This window comes from Hydrogenophaga sp. (genome assembly GCF_018780385.1).
Classification (GTDB): domain Bacteria; phylum Pseudomonadota; class Gammaproteobacteria; order Burkholderiales; family Burkholderiaceae_C; genus Hydrogenophaga.
Genome location: NZ_JADMJO010000048.1, coordinates 163903 through 181455, shown reverse-complemented (window position 1 = coordinate 181455; position 17553 = coordinate 163903). Strand labels below are relative to the sequence as shown.

17 protein-coding genes are annotated in these 17553 nt (G+C 66.4%); 10 read left to right on the top strand and 7 right to left on the bottom strand.

Annotated elements, in window-relative coordinates; genetic code table 11:
• Positions 1–3: 3 nt before the first annotated feature.
• Positions 4–903, bottom strand: a complete 900-nt coding sequence (locus IV113_RS16625; RefSeq protein ID WP_291087128.1) for a LysR family transcriptional regulator — start codon at positions 901–903, stop codon at positions 4–6.
• Between the two features lie 135 nt (positions 904–1038).
• Here IV113_RS16625 and IV113_RS16620 point away from each other — a divergent pair, with 135 nt between their 5' ends.
• Positions 1039–2445 carry an MFS transporter gene (locus IV113_RS16620; RefSeq protein ID WP_291087126.1) on the top strand — a complete coding sequence of 469 codons (1407 nt, stop codon included), beginning with the start codon at positions 1039–1041 and terminating at the stop codon, positions 2443–2445.
• On the opposite strand, the gene IV113_RS16615 is transcribed toward IV113_RS16620, so the two are convergent.
• From IV113_RS16615 to IV113_RS16600, 4 genes are read right to left on the bottom strand one after another with little or no spacing between them, the layout of a single operon-like run.
• Positions 2429–2977, bottom strand: a complete 549-nt coding sequence (locus IV113_RS16615) for a gamma carbonic anhydrase family protein (protein WP_291087124.1) — start codon at positions 2975–2977, stop codon at positions 2429–2431. The genes IV113_RS16620 and IV113_RS16615 overlap by 17 nt on opposite strands.
• 16 nt (positions 2978–2993) lie before the next feature.
• On the bottom strand, positions 2994–3977 hold the full coding sequence (locus tag IV113_RS16610; RefSeq protein WP_291087122.1) for a tripartite tricarboxylate transporter substrate binding protein: 984 nt from the start codon (positions 3975–3977) through the stop codon (positions 2994–2996).
• 29 nt (positions 3978–4006) lie between these two features.
• The gene (locus tag IV113_RS16605; protein ID WP_291087120.1) at positions 4007–5206 is read right to left on the bottom strand and encodes a CaiB/BaiF CoA-transferase family protein; all 1200 of its coding nucleotides are present in this window, start codon (positions 5204–5206) and stop codon (positions 4007–4009) included.
• On the bottom strand, positions 5203–6147 hold the full coding sequence (locus IV113_RS16600; protein WP_291087118.1) for a hydroxymethylglutaryl-CoA lyase: 945 nt from the start codon (positions 6145–6147) through the stop codon (positions 5203–5205). Before IV113_RS16600 ends, IV113_RS16605 begins: the two co-directional genes overlap by 4 nt.
• A gap of 108 nt (positions 6148–6255) precedes the next feature.
• On the opposite strand from IV113_RS16600, the gene IV113_RS16595 reads away from it, so the two are divergent.
• A complete protein-coding gene (locus tag IV113_RS16595) occupies positions 6256–7161 on the top strand; it encodes a LysR family transcriptional regulator (protein WP_291087116.1) in 906 nt (301 codons plus the stop codon).
• Positions 7162–7206: 45 nt separating this feature from the next.
• On the opposite strand, the gene IV113_RS16590 is transcribed toward IV113_RS16595, so the two are convergent.
• On the bottom strand, positions 7207–7662 hold the full coding sequence (locus IV113_RS16590) for an Lrp/AsnC family transcriptional regulator (RefSeq protein WP_291087114.1): 456 nt from the start codon (positions 7660–7662) through the stop codon (positions 7207–7209).
• A gap of 127 nt (positions 7663–7789) precedes the next feature.
• Here IV113_RS16590 and ilvB point away from each other — a divergent pair, with 127 nt between their 5' ends.
• Positions 7790–9571, top strand: a complete 1782-nt coding sequence (gene ilvB, locus IV113_RS16585; RefSeq protein WP_291087112.1) for a biosynthetic-type acetolactate synthase large subunit — start codon at positions 7790–7792, stop codon at positions 9569–9571.
• A 21-nt stretch (positions 9572–9592) separates the two neighbouring features.
• Here the strand turns inward: ilvB and IV113_RS16580 are convergent, their stop codons facing one another.
• A complete protein-coding gene (locus tag IV113_RS16580) occupies positions 9593–10261 on the bottom strand; it encodes a TetR/AcrR family transcriptional regulator (RefSeq protein ID WP_291087110.1) in 669 nt (222 codons plus the stop codon).
• Between the two features lie 232 nt (positions 10262–10493).
• Between IV113_RS16580 and IV113_RS16575 the strand changes: the two genes are divergently transcribed.
• The 7 genes from IV113_RS16575 to IV113_RS16545 are packed head-to-tail and all read left to right on the top strand — an operon-like array spanning position 10494 to position 17510.
• Positions 10494–11759 carry an aromatic ring-hydroxylating dioxygenase subunit alpha gene (locus IV113_RS16575; RefSeq protein ID WP_291087108.1) on the top strand — a complete coding sequence of 422 codons (1266 nt, stop codon included), beginning with the start codon at positions 10494–10496 and terminating at the stop codon, positions 11757–11759.
• A 53-nt stretch (positions 11760–11812) separates the two neighbouring features.
• Positions 11813–12490 (top strand): TetR/AcrR family transcriptional regulator, encoded by a 678-nt coding sequence (locus IV113_RS16570; protein ID WP_291087106.1) that lies wholly within the window; start codon positions 11813–11815, stop codon positions 12488–12490.
• A gap of 56 nt (positions 12491–12546) precedes the next feature.
• Positions 12547–13857 (top strand): serine hydrolase, encoded by a 1311-nt coding sequence (locus tag IV113_RS16565; RefSeq protein WP_291087104.1) that lies wholly within the window; start codon positions 12547–12549, stop codon positions 13855–13857.
• Positions 13858–13867: 10 nt separating this feature from the next.
• Positions 13868–14710, top strand: coding sequence for an SDR family oxidoreductase (locus IV113_RS16560; protein WP_291087102.1), 843 nt, complete (start codon positions 13868–13870; stop codon positions 14708–14710).
• Positions 14711–14735: 25 nt separating this feature from the next.
• Positions 14736–16610, top strand: a complete 1875-nt coding sequence (locus IV113_RS16555) for an AMP-binding protein (RefSeq protein WP_291087100.1) — start codon at positions 14736–14738, stop codon at positions 16608–16610.
• On the top strand, positions 16603–17268 hold the full coding sequence (locus tag IV113_RS16550) for a 2-hydroxychromene-2-carboxylate isomerase (protein ID WP_291087098.1): 666 nt from the start codon (positions 16603–16605) through the stop codon (positions 17266–17268). Before IV113_RS16555 ends, IV113_RS16550 begins: the two co-directional genes overlap by 8 nt.
• Positions 17269–17300: 32 nt before the next feature.
• Positions 17301–17510, top strand: a complete 210-nt coding sequence (locus IV113_RS16545) for a hypothetical protein (protein WP_291087096.1) — start codon at positions 17301–17303, stop codon at positions 17508–17510.
• Positions 17511–17553: the final 43 nt, after the last annotated feature.

Here is a 17553-nt window from a genome sequence, read left to right as displayed (position 1 = left end):
GAATCACGGCCGCGCCACCGCGCACACCTCCACCACGAGGCCTCGCAACCAGCGGTGCACCGGGTCGGCCTGCAACCTTGGATGCCACAGCAACGAGACGCTGATGTCCTGCATCGGGAACGGCAGCTCGAAGCTGTGCATTCCCTCGCGCAGGATGCCGGTGTGCCGCTCGGGAACACTGGCGATCAGCTGGGAGGTGCGGGCCAGCGCCAGTGCCGTCGAGAAGCCGCCCACGATGGTGACGATCTCGCGCTCCAGACCCAGCGGGACCAGGGCTTCGTCAATCGGCCCCTTGTCGATCCCCCGCCGTGAGACGCCGATGTGCTGCCCAGCCGTGTACACGGCGGGCGTGATCTTGCGCTTGCTCAGCGGGTGCCCTGCCCGCACCACGCCAATGAAACGGTCGCGGAACAAGGCCTGGGTCCGCAGCTCCGGGCCCATGGCGTCACCCACCACGCCCGTTTCCAGATCGACCGCCCCGTCACGCAGCGGGGAGCTGCCCTTGTCCGGCTTCTGCACGAAGCACAGCCGCACGCCGGGAGCCTGCTTGCGCACGCGGGCCAGCAGATCGGGGCCGAAGTTCTCCACAAAACCTTCGCTGGTGCGGATGTTGAAGGTGCGCACGAGTTGCTTGAGGTCGGGTGCCTGGGTGGGGCGCAAGGCCGCCTCGGCGTCCTGCACCAGCTGGGCCACCTTCTCGCGCAGTTCCAGCGCCCGGGGCGTGGGCACCAGGCCCCGCCCCGCGCGGACCAACAGCGGATCGCCGGTGGTCGCGCGCAACCTCGCCAGGGACCGGCTCATGGCCGAGGGGCTGAGCCGCAGCCGCTGCGCCGCGCGCGCCACGTTGCCTTCCGCGAGCAGCACATCCAGCGTCACGAGCAGGTTGAGATCGGGCCTTGTCATGGGCAAACCATAGCAGAGCGGTGCCTGACATGGCGTCAAACGCACTTGCACAGTGCAAACCGTGCGTCTTCCGCCATCTCACCCGAATCCCTACGCTTCAGGCCACCGGATTCCGGTACTTTGAAGGACGCCACCGTGCAAGCACTTTCATCACCCCGATGGACCCTGGCCAGTCTCTCGTTGTCCATGCTGCTGTCCTCGCTGGGCACCAGCATCGCCAACGTGGGTTTGCCGACGCTGGCCGAGGCCTTCGACGCGAGTTTTCAGCAGGTGCAGTGGGTGGTGCTGGCCTATCTGCTCGCCATCACCACCCTGATCGTGAGCGCGGGGCGGCTTGGTGACCTGATCGGTCGCCGCCGCCTGCTGATCGCCGGCATCGCCTTGTTCACCGTGGCCTCCGCGCTGTGCAGTGTGGCGCCCACGCTGGGGCTGCTGATCGCGGCCCGCACCGCGCAAGGCTTCGGCGCCGCGATCATGATGGCCCTCACGATGGCGTCGGTTGCCGACTCGGTGCCCAAGGCCCGGGCGGGCAGTGCCATGGGGCTGCTCGGCACCATGTCCGCGGTGGGCACGGCACTCGGTCCGTCGCTGGGTGGCGCCCTGATCGCCGGGTTCGGCTGGCAGCTCATGTTCCTCGTCAACGTGCCGCTGGGCATCCTCGCGGTGCTGCTGGTGCACCGCTTCCTGCCCGTGGACGGCCCGCGGGCGAAGACCGACCGCCCCCGCTTCGACCACCTCGGCACGCTGCTGTTGACCCTGACCCTGGCGAGCTATGCCTTGGCCATGACGCTGGGACGCGGCAACTTCGGCCAGCTCAACGTGGCGCTGCTGTGCGCGGCGCTGCTGGGCGCGGGCCTCTTCCTGCGGGTCGAGTCGCGCGCGGCATCGCCCTTGATCCAGCTGGCGATGTTCCGTCACCCCGCCCTGGGCAGCGGCTTCGCGGCGAGCGCCCTGGTGGCCACCGTCGTGATGGCCACGCTGGTGGTGGGTCCGTTCTACCTGTCGGGCGCGCTGGCACTCGACGCGACCGCGATCGGGCTCGTCATGTCCACCGGGCCGCTGGTGGCGGCCCTCGCGGGCATGCCGGCGGGGCGGGCGGTGGACCGCTTCGGCCCACACCGGATCGGCGTGACGGGGCTCGTGGCCATGGCCGCGGGCTCTGCCCTGCTGCCCTTGCTGGCGACACGGTTCGGCGTGCCCGGCTACATCGCGCCGCTGGCCGCCATCACGGTCGGCTACGCGCTGTTCCAGGCGGCCAACAACACCGCCGTCATGCGAGACATTCGCGCCGACCAGCGCGGCGTCGTGGGTGGCCTGATCAACCTGTCGCGCAACCTCGGTCTCATCACGGGAGCCTCCGTCATGGGCACCGTGTTCGCGGCAGGTTCAGGATCGACCGATCTGGCGACGGCCCACCCCCACGCCCTGGAGGCAGGCATGCAAGTGACCTTCGCGGTGGCCACGGGGCTGATCCTGCTGGCGCTTGCCGTGGGGTTCGCGGTCCAGCGTCGAGCACCACGACACGCTAACTCGGGAGCGTGACGGATGGTGGGATCAGCGGGCCCAGCGTTTCTGCAAAGCGCGAGGCGTTGCGCATGTAGTGCAGCGCACTGGCTTCCAGGTCATTGATCTGCGCGGGAGTCATTTCGCGCTTCAGCACCGCGGGTGCTCCAACGATCAGGCTGCCATCCGGGAAGGTCTTGCCCTCCGTCACCACGGCGCCGGCCGCGACCAGGCAGTTCCGTCCAATGCGAGCGCCATTGAGAACGACCGCACCGATGCCGATCAGCGACCCCTCGCCCACCGTGCATCCATGCAACATGGCCTGGTGCCCCACGGTGACGTGATCGCCCAGCGTCAGGGGAAAACCGGGGTCTGAATGCAGGACCGCGCCATCCTGCACGTTGGTCCCCTTGCCGATGTGCATCGGCTCGTTGTCGGCGCGCAAGACAGCGTTGAACCAGACGCTGGCACCCTCGGCCAGCGTCACGTTGCCAATGACCTGCGCACCGGGTGCCACCCAGCTTCCGGCTTCACACACGGGTGCCACGGCACCCAGCTTCAAGATCGGCATGCTCAAGCTCCCTGTTTCACTGAGGCACGACGCCGGCTTTCTTGACGAGCCCGGCGTACTTGACCATCTCCGACTTGAAATGGCTGAGCGCAGCTTCCGGCGTGCTCAAGGTGATGACGTTGCCCTGCTTGGCCATCGCCTCCTTGACTTCGGGTGTGGAGAACGCGGTCACGAAGGCAGCATGAAGCCGCTTGACCTGTTCGGCGCTCAACCCCTTGGGGCCCACCGCCGCCACCCAGCCCTCGACCACGTAGTTGCCGAATCCCTGCTCGACGGCTGTGGGGATCTGCGGCGCTGCGGGCACCCGGTTCGGCGTCGCCACGCACAGCGCGCGCACTCGGCCGGCCTCGATCTGGCCTCTGATGGCCGGCAGCGCGACGACACCCCAGTCCACCTGGCCGCTCATGATGTCCGTCACCATCGGCCCGGTGCCGCGGTAGGGAATGTGGGTGGAGAAGGTGCCGGTGACGTCCTTGAACAGCTCTGCGGCGAGATGAAGAATGGTCCCGTTGCCCGATGAGGCGAAGTTGTATTTGCCGGGGCTGGCCTTGAGCAGGGCCGCAAATTCACGCAAGTCCCTGGCCGGCACGTTCGGGCTGACCACGAGCACCAGGGGCGAGGAACCAACGATGGTGATGGGGGTGATGTCACCGACGGGATCGAACGGCAGGGACTTGATCACCGACGGATAGATGACGTGGTTGTTCGAGACCAGGCTCAGCGTCAGACCGTCGGGCGCGGAGCGAACCAGCGTCTGGGTGCCGATCACCCCGCCGGCGCCCGGCAGGTTCTCGATCACCACCGTTTGCCCGAGCGCCTGGCCGAGCGCGTTGCCCGCCGCGCGCGCAATCGCGTCCACGCCGGAACCCGCGCTCACCGGCAGGATGATGCGAACCGTCTGGCCCGCGGTTTGCGTCCATGCGGTGCTGCAGCACAAGGCCACGGGGGTGGCGGCGAGGGCCATCAGGGCCTGGCGGCGTTGCATCGTGAAATTGACCATGTCTTGTCTCCTGTCGTTGGTTGTGATCGTCATGCCACGACAGCGCGTGCCCGCAGGCCGTCGATGTCGTCTCTCGAATAGCCCAGGGTCGCCAGCAAGTCCTCGCTGTGCTGCCCCAGGCGCGGCGGGTCCATCCGCACACCCAGGCGCTCCCCTTCCATCGTGATGGGGAACAGGGTTGTCTTGACGGTCTGACCCGCCCTCGGCCCATCGGGCAGCCGCACGTCGGCGAGGCCCCCGGTCGCCAGCAGGTGTTCGTCTTGCAGCAGATCTTCCGGCTTGCGAATGGGCGCAAAGGGCAAACCGGCGCGCTCCATCAGCATCGACAGTTCCGCCGCGTCGCGCCCGGCCAGGCGCTCGCGCAAGGTGGCCAACAAGGTCGATCGCCGCTCCACCCGTTGGTTGTTGGTGGCCAGGTCCGGGTCGGCCTTGAGATCGTCGAAGCCCAGCACGTCGCAGAACACGCGCCATTGGGCATCGCTGACGGCGGCCAGGAAGATCTGCTCACCATGCAGGACGTCGAACACGTCGTAGACCGCCCAGGCCGAGATGCGCGCCGGCATGGGCGCGGCCGCTTGACCCGTGACCGCGTACTGCAGCATGTGCTGACCGACGAGAAAGACATTGTTTTCATAGAGCGCGCTCTGCACCTCCATGCCTTTGCCGGTGATGCCACGCTGAATCAATGCCCCCAGCGCACCGATGGCACCAAAGAGGCCGCCCATGATGTCGTTGACGCTGGTGCCCGCGCGCAGCGGATCGCCCGGGCGCCCTGTCATGTAGGCCAGGCCTCCCATCATCTGCACGACCTCGTCCAGGGCCGTGCGGTGGTCGTAGGGGCCGGGCAGAAAGCCTTTGTGCGCCACATAGATGACGCGCGGATTGACCTGCGACAGCGTGGCGTAGTCCAGACCGTACTTGGCCATGGTGCCGGGCTTGAAGTTCTCCGCCACCACGTCGGCACTGCCCGCCAGGCGCCGCGCCACCTCGGCCCCTTCGGGCTGGTGCAAGTCAATCGCAATGCTCTTCTTGTTGCGGTTGAACATGGGAAAGAACCCCGCGCCCGCGCCCAGCAAAAAGCGGGTGCGATCGCCATCGAGAGGCTCCACCTTGATGACCTCTGCGCCCAGGTCGGCCAGCACCATGCCGCAGGTCGGCCCCATCACCATGTGGGTGAACTCGACCACACGCAAGCCCTTCAAGGGCTGCGGAACGCCTGCCGGGTTCATGCGCTGACGCCTTCCGTGTGCGGTGCCAGCATGGTCTTGGGCAGCCCGGCGCGCCAGATGCTGCCGTGCAGGGTTTCGCCCTCCAACCAGCCCGCCACCCGCTGGCGCAGGACCAGCAGCGCGTCCAGATCCACACCGGTCGCAAGTCCCATGCTGTGCATGAGGTAGACGACGTCCTCTGTCGCCACGTTGCCGCTGGCACCGGGTGCATGCGGGCAGCCACCGATGCCGGCCAGGCAGGCATCGAAGCGGGTGATGCCGGTGTCCAGCGCCGCCATCACGTTGGCCATGCCCAGGCCGCGGGTGTCGTGGAAATGCCCGCAGGTCAGGCGGTCACCGGCGATCTTGAAGGTGCGCTCGAACAGGTCGCGCACCTGCCGCGGATCGGCGTACCCCACCGTGTCGGCCAGGCCCACCTGGTCAGCCCCCGCATCGAGCAGGGCAGCAATGAGACGCAGCACTTCTTGTGGGTCGACATGACCTTGAAGGGTGCAACCGAAAGCCGTGCTCATGCCCACTTCCAGCACGCAGCGCGAACCCGAGGCATCGCGCTCGGCGCGAATGCGGGCGACCTCGGCCACCACCTCATCGGGGGTCTTGCGCAAATTGGCCAGGCTGTGGGCGTGGCTGGCCGAAATGGGCAGCAGCATCAGGTCGGCGCCGCTTTCCAGGGCGGCCTGCGCCCCCTTGAGGTTGGGCACCAGGACCGAGGTCAGCAGACCTGGCAGCGTTCGGGCGAAGGCGACCAGCTGCGCGGTGTCGGCCAGCTGCGGCAACAGACGCGCAGGCACGAAGGAGCCCACCTCGATTTCGCGCAGACCGGCGTCGTAGGCGCCGCGCAGCCACGCCAGTTTCTGGTCGGTGGGGAGTGTGCGGGCGATGCTTTGCAAGCCGTCGCGCAGGCCCACTTCGCGAACCACGATGTCTTGGGTGGCGGACATGAAACGTCTCCTGATCATTGGGAATGGCCGCAGTCTAGGTTTTCCCAATGCTGGTCAGAAGCGGTAATAATTCCGCACAGGCATTCCGAACAGGAACATCTGAATCACATGGCCACCAAAGACCTCGACCTGACCACCCTGCGCCTGTTTGTGGCCGTCTGCGACGCCCGCAACATTGCCCACGCAGCAGAACGCGAACATCTGGTCGGCTCGGCGGTCAGCAAGCGCATGGCTCAACTGGAGCTGCAGATGGGCACCCCGCTGCTGGTGCGAAAGCGCCATGGCGTGGCGCCAACGCCCGCCGGCGAGACACTGCTGGAATATGCGCGCGCCATGCTGGCCAGCGCCCGGCGGGTGGAGCAGGCCATGGCCGCCTACGCCTCCGGCGTCAGAGGGCAAGTCCGGCTGCTGGCGACCGCCTCCGTGATGGCGGAAGCCCTGGCCGACGACGTCGTGGCATTCATGCAGCAACCCGCGCACGCCGACATCCGGGTGGACATCGAGGAGCGATTCAGCCCCGACGTGATCCGGGGCGTGCGCGACGGCGTGGCGTCGGTGGGCATTTGTTGGGATGCGATCGATTTCCAGGGTTTGACATCCCGCCCTTATCTGCGCGACCACCTCGGGGTGGTGGTGCATGCCGACCACCCCCTCGCCCGCCGAAAGCGCATTGCTTTCGCGGACACGCTCGATTGGGAGCACGTCAGCCTGCCGGCCACCAGCGCCGTGCAGGCCCTGCTGGAGCGTGCCGCGGCCCAGCATGGTCAGCGGCTGCACACGCGCGTCATGGTGTCCAACTTCGAGGCCGCGCTTCGGGTCGCCCATGCGGGCCTGGCGATCTGCGTGGTGCCACAAGAGTTGCTGCGCGGCGCGGCGGGTGCCGGCCAACTGCACTTCGTCGCGCTCACCGATGCCTGGGCCGAGCGGGACTTCTCGCTGTGCTACCGCGACGACAGCACGCTTTCAGCAGCGGCGCGATTGCTGGTGGACCACCTGGCGTCGGCGCACATCTGACTTTCCCCATGAGCAGCGTCGCAGCGTGCCACGCTGGTGCACGCGTCAAACGCCCAATGGCAGATCCGCCTTCTTCAGCGTGCGCAGCACGAAGCTGGATCTGCTCTGGCGGATGCCCTTGATCTTGTAGAGCTTCTCCCTCAACAAGCGCTCGTAGTCCTTGGTGTCCTTGACAACAACGCGCAGCAGGTAGTCGTAGTCACCCGAGACCAGGTAGCACTCCAGCACCTCCGGGATCAACGCCAGGATCTCGCCGAACTTCTCCAGCGTGTTGTCGGAGTGGCTGTCCAGCGTCACCTGCACCAGCACGGTGTCGTTGAACCCCAGCGCCTGCGGGTTGAGCCGCACGGTGTAGCCCTCGATCACGCCGGCCTCTTCCATCCGTTTGATGCGCGTCCAGCAGGGTGTGCTGCTGAGTCCGACCTTGTCGCTGATGCTTTGCAGGCTGGCCCTTCCGTCTTGCTGGAGCACGGAAAGAATCTTCAGATCGAGCTTATCCACTGCAAATCTCCAATATGGCGGAAGGATTTTCTGATTATCTGCCACTAACAAGGGATAACAGAACACTTTTGGCGGCCAAAGCCGGAAGAATCAGATGTCGCCATCCCCTTTCGATCGATCCCGCACCATGACCGCCCTAGACACCCCCCTTCACCCGCTCCACCTGCTCGTCGACGAGTCCGCGGCGCCCACCACGATCACCGGCGCCGCGCTGCTGATCCGCACGCTGCTCGATCTCGGCGTGGACACGGTGTTCGGGTACCCGGGCGGCGCGGTGCTGCCGCTCTACGACGCCCTGCACGGCGAGCCCCGCCTGCGCCATGTGCTGGTGCGCCACGAGCAAGCCGCCGTGCACGCGGCACAGGGCTATGCGCGCACCACCGGCAAACCCGGCGTGGTGTTCGTGACCTCCGGACCGGGCATGAGCAACACCACCACCGGGCTGCTGGACGCGCTGAGCGATTCCATTCCCGTGTTGTGCATCAGCGGCCAGGTGGCCACCACGGTGATCGGCACCAACGCCTTCCAGGAGTGCGACGCGCTGGGCATCTCCCGCAGCGTCACCAAATGGAACGTGCAGATCCGCCAGGTGGACGCCATCGTCGACACGCTGCGCCAGGCCTGGCGCCGGGTCACCACTGGCCGCCCCGGGCCCGTGCTGGTGGACTTTCCCAAGGACATCCAGCTGCAGGACGCGTCTTCCGTGGCGACCCGTACACCCGCCTCGCGCGTCCCCGGCCGCACTGAGACACCGCTGCCGCAGAACCAGCTGACGCTCGCCGCCGAGCTGATCGCCAACGCCAAGCGGCCGGTCTTCTACGGCGGCGGTGGCCTGATCAACTCGGGTCCGGTGGCGTGCCGGCTGTTCGCCGAGCTGGTGCGCGAAACCGGCGCGCCCTGCACCCTGACACTGTTGGGCCTGGGCGCGTTCCCGGGAAGAGACCCGCAGTTTCTCGGCATGCTGGGCATGCACGGCACGCTGGAGGCCAACCTCGCGATGCACCACGCCGACCTGGTGATCAACGTCGGCGCCCGATTCGACGACCGCATCACTGGCACACTCGATACGTTCTGCCCGAACGCGAAGAAGATTCACATCGACATCGACCCCAACTCGATCAACAAGGTGGTCAAGGTCGACGTGCCCATCACGGCCGATTGCGAAACGGCGCTGGAGCACCTGCTCGGCAGCCTGAGGAAAAGCCGGCTAGCGCCATCCCGCCTCGATCCATGGTGGGCGCAAATCCAGACCTGGCGCGACCGCGACTGCCTGGCCTTCGAGGACCGGTCCGACGCGATCCTGCCGCAGCGCCTGCTCAGCAGCCTGAACCGGCAACTGCAAGGCACGGACGCCATCGTCAGCACCGACGTCGGGCAGCACCAGATGTGGTCCGCGCAGTACCTGCAGGTGGACGCCCCGATGCGCTGGCTCACCTCGGGCGGGGCGGGCACCATGGGCTACGGCCTGCCGGCCGCCATCGGCGCCCAGGTGGCCCACCCGGACAAGCTGGTGGTCTGCGTCAGCGGCGACGCCAGCATTCTGATGAACATCCAGGAGCTGTCCACCGCCCGCCAGCACGGCACACCCGTCAAGGTCGTGCTCTGCAACAACGGCTCCATGGGCATGGTGCGCCAGTGGCAGCAGCTCATCCACGGCGGCCGCTACAGCCACAGCTACACGGCGTCCTTGCCGGACTTCGTGGCCCTGGCTCGCTCGTTCGGCTGGCAGAGCGCGCGGGTCGAACGGCCCGAGGACCTCGAAGCCGCGCTCGCGGCCTGCCTGGCCTCCACAGAGCCCTACTTCCTGGATGTGGTCGTGGCGTCCGACGAAAACTGTTTCCCGATGATGCCCGCGGGCTGCGGCCACCACGAAATCCTGTTGAAGGAGGGTGTCTGGTACCGGCCCTGATCCCGTTCGAATCGCCTGCATTCACTGCAAACCTGGGCATCGCGCACTGGCGGGCACAACCCGGCACCGCTCCAACGCCCTCTGGAAGTAGCCGTTCACAGCGCTCTCCACTTCCTGCAACAGCGCGTCGGCGTCGGGGCAAAAGTCCTGCACCAGCAGCGCGTTTTTCACCAGCGCGTCGATGACGGCGAACGCGTTGAGCGCGGAGCGCTCCAGGTCCAGTTCCCCGGGCCAGTCGATCGCCACCGCGCAGGCATCACGGAACACCTGAACAAATGCCTTGTACAGATCGCGATAGACCTCGGGCGGGGTGATGCGGCGCTCCAGCACCAGCAGGGCGCGCCATTGCGCGGCCTCACCGAGCAGCGTGTGCACGTGCACCCGCGCCAGCACATGAACCGTCTCGGCCACCGTGCGCGGACCACCCGCTGCGCTGGCGGCCTGTGTGTCGGCCGCCAGCTTGCGTAGCCGGCTGCGCACGGTGACGGCGGCGATCGAGTCCTTGCCTGGAAAGTACAGGTAGAGCGTGCCCAGGCCCACCCCGGCGAGGGTGGCGATGTTGCGCATCGACACCCTCTCGTAGCCGCGCTCGACCACGAGCATCAGGAAGGCGTCCTGAATGGCGACCGAGGTCATCCAGGCCCGCGACTGGGACGGTTTGCGGCGCGGCTTGACGGTCATCAGGTTCATGGTCTGGGCCAGTGGCGGGAAAGCAAACACTCTACGCCGTCCCTCAGGGATTTTTGTGTGCCAGCGCCGCGCAAAGCTGAACACCCGCGCATCGAATTGGGCCGCGTGCTGCGGGCGCTCACGCAGCGGCGGTCGATTGACACCCGAACACCCCGGCCACGCGTCTCCCCTAAGCTCGATCACGGGCTGCGGATGCCGCCGACCCTCCCGACGTTGCAAGAAGGAACCCATCATGAGCACCACGAGCCCGTCCCCCATGCCGGCCACCCTGGCCGATCTGGTCCAACGCCTCGACCAGGCCCGTCAGACCGGCGTGCGCGAGATGGGGGATGCCACGGGCACCGTGCCTGTGGGCCATTACAACGACCCGGTGCACTGGCAGCGGGAGCAGGAAGCGCTGTTCGCGCAGTGGCCCGTCGTGGCCGCGCACAGCGCGGAGCTGCCCGCCGGATCGGCCCTTCCCTTCGATGCGCTGGGCGTGCCCATCGTATTGACCCGTTCTGCCGATGGCCGCGCGCGCGCATTCTTCAACGTCTGCCGGCACCGTGGCATGGCGTTGATCGCGGCTGGCGGACCGCAGCCAGCGCAGGCCAAGACCTGCCGATCGCTGGTCTGCCCCTACCACGGCTGGGCCTACGAACTCGACGGGCGCCTGCGCCACCGCCTGCACGCCGAGAGCTTCGACGGCCTCGACCCGGCCACGCTGAACCTGGTCGAACTGCCCTGCGACGAGGCGGGCGGGCTGATCTTCGTCAAGCGCACGCCCGGCCCCGCGTTCTCGGCGGCGGCCTTCCTGCAGGGACTGGACGCACACATGGACTGGATGGGACTGACCGGCATGAAGGTGTTCCGCAAGGTCGACCATGTGTATCCGGCGAACTGGAAGCTGACGGTCGACGCGTTTCTGGAGGGTTATCACATCCGCGTCCTGCACCGCGACACGATCTACCCGTTCTTTGCCGATGCCTTCACGGTCAATCTGCACGCCGGGCCGCACCAGGATTCGCTGGTCGCGCGGCGCGCGGCCTTCGAAGCCTTCGAGCCCCCGAGCAGCTGCGCGGAGCTGTGCCGGCTGGCGACGCCCACCCAGTTCGTCTTCCCCAACACCTTCCTGATCTGGCACCCGGACTACGTGAGCCTGATCGGCATGTTCTCGCCGGCCGTGGACCAGGTCCGCTGGGTGCACACCATGCTGATCCCGCCCGATCGCACCGGCGAGGACTGGACCCCGCACTGGGAGAAGACCTTCCGCCTGATCGAGCAGACGGTGTTCCAGCAGGAAGACATCGCCACGGCGGTGGCGATCCAGCGCGGCCTGTCCAGCGGCGCCAACGCCGGTCTGCACGCCGGCCGGCTCGAACACGAGCTGCTGCGCTTCCATCGCGGTATCGACGCGGCAGTTGAAGGCAGCTTGTCGCCGGCTGGGAACCCCACTCCTGCAAGGACCAAACGAACTTGTAAAGAAGGAAAAGCCATCGAGTCTCAAAAAAAGCTTTGACACCAGGCCAGGTCGCAGTACATTTAACACTGTTAATTTAACGGTGTTAATTTATGAGACCTGTTCTGACCGAAGACGAAGTGGCGGAGTTTCGTGCCGACATCTGCCGTGTTGCCGAGGTGTTGTTCGCCCGACATGGCGTCGATGGCGTGACCATGCGGCAGATTGCCGCAGAGCTCGGCTGCAGCTCCACCACCGCCTACCGCTATTTCAAAAGCCGGGAAGAAATCCTGGCCGCCGTTCGGGCCGCTGCGTTCAATCGCTTCTGCGAAGTGATCGAAAAATCGACGCGATCGAGCACAGACCCGCGCAAGAGCGCGCGCAACGTCGGTCAGGCCTACCTCGACTTCGCCTTGGACAACCCCGACGCCTATCGAATGATGTTCGATGTCAGTCAGGCCGACGTGACTGGCAACCCGGGCTTGACCGAGGCCTTGGCGCGGGCACGCCGCAGCATGGTGGCGTATGTGAAGCCACTGATCGACACCGGTGTCCTGCATGGCAACAAAGAGACCTTGGGACAGATGCTGTGGGCGTCCGCGCACGGCCTCGTGATGCTGCGGCTCTCCGGCATCGTGGTGGACGACACCGAACTGCGGCAACTCCACGAGAAAACGATGTCGGCCCTGGTGCGCGGTGCTCAGCAGCCGATGACCCCAAGCCAAGGCAAGACCGCGCTGAAGCGCACCGGCTCTGCCTCTGCCGGCAAAGGGAGGAAAGCACCATCCTGAACACGCCCGCCCTCTTCGCCATGCATCAACCCCTTGTCTTCCATTCACCAAAGACCATGTACACACCACCCAAAACCCATCGCACCGCCGCCGTCGCGGCAGCCCTCATCCTCAATGCCTCGGTCGCCCTGGCACAGGCGCCACAACCTCCTCCGCCCGAAGCGACGGATCCCGTGAAGCTGGAAATCATGAAAGGGTTTCCGCCTCCGCCCGACAAGATCGTGCGGCTCTCCTCCGTCCTCCGGTTCCCCAATGGCCGCTGGGCGTTTCATCACATGCGCGAACTCGGGCCGACGGCCCAGGTCTGGCGCGGAGACGAGAAGCCCTCCGTCCTGCGCGACATGCCGCAAGAGATGGACTCGCTCAAGTTCGAAGACGACAAAGGCGCCGGGATCTCCCTGGCCGACTGGCAGCGCACGACCTACACCGACGGTCTGCTGGTGCTGCACAAGGGTGCGGTCGTCCTGCAGAGGTACCACGCCGGCATGCGTGCCCAACAGCCGCACTCGCTGTGGTCCATGAGCAAATCGTTCACCGGCCTGCTCACGACCATGCTGATCAAGGACGGCCTCATCGACCCCAACGCCCTGGTCACCAAATACCTGCCCGAGCTCAAGGACAGCGCATGGGCGGACGCCACCGTGCAACAGACGCTCGACATGACCACCGGCGTTGCCTACGCGGAGAACTTCCGCGACCCCAGCTCCGGCATCTTCCAGTACCTGCACGCCGCCGGGCTGCTGCCTGCACCGCCCACCCACAGCGGCCCCCGGACCATCCCCGACCTGCTGGTGACCCTCAAGAAAGAGGGCGAACATGGCGCGGCATTCAAATACAAGTCGGTGGACACCGAGGTCCTGGGCTGGCTCCTGCAACGCGTCACCGGCAAGAGCTACTCGGCGTTGTTGTCTGAACGCCTCTGGGCACCGATGGGCGCACAGGACGACGCCTATGTGTGGGTCGATCCGATCGGCACGCAGATCAGCAGCGTGGGTTTCAGCGCGACCCTGCGAGACCTGGGCCGCCTGGGCGAGACGATGCGCATGGCGGGCCGATTCAACGGCCGCCAGATCATCGGAGAGAGCGTCATCGGGGAAATCCGCAAGGGCGCGGACATCGAGAAGTTCAAGTCCAGCGGCCAGACGATGCGCTATGGGTACTCGTATCACAACCAGTGGTGGATCCCGCACGACCGCGACGGCACCTTCGAAATGAAGGGCTTGAATGGACAACACATGCACATCAATCCGAAGGCCGAATTGGTGATCATCAAGCTCTCCTCCCATCCAGCGGGCGACACGAGCGTCACACACAACGTCGACCGCCGGGCGTTTGCCGCCATTGCAGCAGCGCTGAGCGCACGTTGAGGCGACCATCGTGGACAAGCTCAACACGTTTCAACCCGGCCTGCTGCGCAACAAGGCCGCGTTCATCACGGGTGGTGGCAGCGGCATCAACCGCCAGATCGCGCTCACGTACGCGCTGGCTGGCGCGGCGGTGACGATCGTCGGGCGCAGCCTGGAAAAGGCAAGCCATGCAGCGGCCGAGATCGAGGCGGCCGGTGGACACGCCATCGGACTGTCTGCCGATGTGCGCAACTACGAGGCGATGGGAAGTGCCGTCGAGCACGCCTACGCGGCGTTCGGCCCGATCGACATCGTGGTTGCGGGTGCCGCCGGCAACTTCGTCGCCCCGGCCACCGGGATGAGTTCCAACGGCTTTCGCGCCGTGATCGAAACCGACCTGGTCGGCACGTTCAACACGCTGCGCGCTGCGCACGACTTTCTGCGAAAGCCGTCCGCTCTCGTGCTGGCCATCTCGGCGGTCCAGTCCAGCATGCCCACCTACGCCCAGGCTCACGTGTGCGCTGCCAAAGCCGGCGTCGACATGTTGATTCGCTCGCTGGCGGTGGAATGGGCCGACGAGGGCATCCGGTGCGTGGGCATCGCACCGGGTCCGGTGACCGACACGGAGGGCATGGCCCGGCTCGCACCCGAAGGGCAAGAGAGCTGGGCCAGGTTGTTGCAGTCCATTCCGAGTGGCCGCGGCGCCTCCAGGCAGGAGATTGCAGACCTGGCGCTGTACCTGGCCAGCGATTCCGGGCGCTACATCAATGGCGTGGTGATCCCGATCGACGGCGGCTTCTCCGCGGTGGGCTCTCTGGAGTTCGGACGGATGTTGAAAGACTCCGTCACGCCGACCGCTCGCGCGGCCCGCTGAACCCTGTGCCAACGAGGAACCCACGATGAACAGCATCCCCGCCACCGCCTTGCCAACCATCGGCACCCCCGGCCCGGGGATGCATGTCGAAGAATGGATGCGCGCGACCCATGTGCTTGATGCCATCGAGCGCACGCAGGTTCGCTGCGGCAGCAAGACCGCCATCACCTTCCTGGGCACCGACCCACAAACCCCGCCACGCAAGCTCAGCTATGCCGAACTGGTGGAGGGAATCGCACGGACCGCCAACGCCTTGCGCTCGCTTGGCTTGAGGCGGGGCGACGTGGTGGCCTACATGCTGCCCTCGCTGGTCGAAACCCAGTTCGTGCTGTGGGGTGCGGCCACGGCCGCGGCGGCCCTGCCGCTCAATCCGCTGCTGAAGGCCGAGGACATTGCCAGCCTGTGCCGGGCGGCCGGTGCCAAGGCACTGGTGGCCCTGGGGCCCCTGCCCGGCACCGACATCTGGAACAAGGCGCAACAGGTCAAAGCACTGGTGCCCGGGATCGGCGTGTTGATCCAGGTCGGCGGCGAGAAAGCCGCAAAGGCAACTGACGTCCAACTGTTGTCTGAGCTGCTGCAGTCGAACCCGGCGCAACTGGCGTTTGCTGACCGCCCGGGTCTGGACGATGTGGCCGCGTACTTCCATACCGGTGGCACGACCGGTGCGCCCAAGCTGGTCATCCACACCCACCGCAACCAGCTGGCTGCGGCCTGTGGCGGGGCCTGGGCCGTGGGTGCCAGCCTCGACGACGTGATCGTCAACGGGCTGCCGATGTTCCACGTGGCATCGGCGATCTTCTGCAGTCTGGCCATGTTCGTGGCCGGCGCGGAAGTGGTGATCCTCTCGCCCGCTGGATTCCGGAATCCACAGATCGTCGCCCACTTCTGGTCCATCGTGGAGCGCACCGGAACCACCATCGTGGGCGGCGTGCCGACGGCGCTGTCGGCCGTGGCGAAGGTGGATGCCGAAGGCATCGATCTGAGCCGCGTGCGGATCAACATCTCCGGCGCGTCCCTGCTTCCTCGCAGTGTCGCCGAGCAGATCGAACACATCACGGGCAAACCCTTGCGAGAGGTCTATGGCATGACCGAATCCGGTGGCGTGATCTGCGTCGATCCGGTTTCACACGCGCGGGTCATGGGGTCCGCCGGATTGCCGATACCGTTCTGTCAGGTCGAGGCACGCGCGCTCGACGGAATCCGGGCATCGAGCCGCGCCTGCCCACCGGGCGAGCCGGGCGTGCTCGTGGTTCGCGGGCCCAACCTGACACCCGGCTACAAGGACCCCGTTCAATCCGCCACCCTGTTCACCGACGACGGATGGCTCGTCACCGGAGACGTAGGGTACGTCGATGTCTCCGGACGCGTGTTCATCACGGGACGGGCCAAGGACCTGATCATCCGCAGCGGCCACAACATCGACCCGGCCGTCATCGAAGAGTGCCTGATGCGGCACCCGACCGTGGCCGACGCGGGCGCCGTCGGCATGCCGGACGCTTACGCGGGCGAAGTGCCGGTGGCCTACGTCACGCTGCGGCCTGGCGCTCAAGCGACCGAGGAAGAATTGTTGGCTTTTGCCAAGCTCACCATTCACGAGCCCCCCGCGCTTCCCAGGCGGCTTTTCGTCCTCGATCAATTGCCCATGACCGCCGTGGGCAAGATCTTCAAGCCCGCCTTGCGGCAGGACTGCGCGCAGCGGCACTTGCGGGAGGTGCTGCTGGGTGAACCGATCGCGGCGCTGACCGTGCGCGAGGACCCCGGACGGGGCCAGGTGGTGTGCATCGAACTGGCATCTGCGGCAACGGAGGCCTCCCGCGCGACACGCCTGAGGATCGCCGCCAGCCTGGAGGGCTATCTGCTCACGCTCGACTGGGCAACACCCCGAGACGACCATGTCTGATCTCGGGCCGGTGAGCGCCTGGAACACCGCTTCGGCGGTCGGCCCGGTCGATCACGCTCCCATCCAGTTCTACTTCGACTTCATCTCACCCTTCGGCTATTTCGCCAGCCTTCGCATCGACGAGCTGGCCCGGCGCCATGGCCGCGAAGTGGAGTGGACCTCGATGCTGGTGGGCGTGAGTGTGCTCAAGGTGATGGGCATCCCACCCATCGTCGATCTCCCGCTGAAGGGGCCTTACGTCATCAACGATGCCCGGCGCTATGCCAGACAGCATGGGATTGCTTTCGAACGACTGGCGCCTTCTCCGAACTCACGACCTGTGGAGGCAGGACGTGCCTTCGCCTGGGCCAAGAGTGTCGACCCGGCTGCCGCCAAGCGCCTCGCCGGTCTGATCTTTTGCAGCTACTTTGTGCACTGCCTGGACATCGCGCAGGACGACGTGCTGAGCGCTTGCATGCGCGAGGCAGATCTGCCTTGGCACGCCTACGAGGTGGCTCGCGCGCAAGGCAAGCCGGCCTCTCGGTTGCGGCGCAACGTCGAGGAATCGATCCAGCGTGGCGTGTTCGGCTCGCCCTTCTTCATCGTGGACGGCGAACCCTTCTTCGGTGTGGAGAAGCTGCCGCTCGTCGAAGAGTGGCTGGCCACCGGGGGGTGGTAGCCATGGCTCCCGGCACAACACGGACCGAGCTGATGGCAACGGCCCTGGGCCTGAACCTCTCGTTGGCGGCCATGTTGACGGTGGTTGCATCCGCACTGGGGTGGCTGGGTCATCACACGATCTGGGGCTGCTGGCTGGCCCTCGCCGGCCTTCTGGCGATTCTCACCACGGGCCGCCTGTGCCGGGCCATGGCACCGTTGTTTTGGGTTTCCAGCGCGACGCTGTTCCGACGCCCTGTTTAAAGGGAAAACCATGAGTGGAGATGTGCACTTTAATTTGTATGAT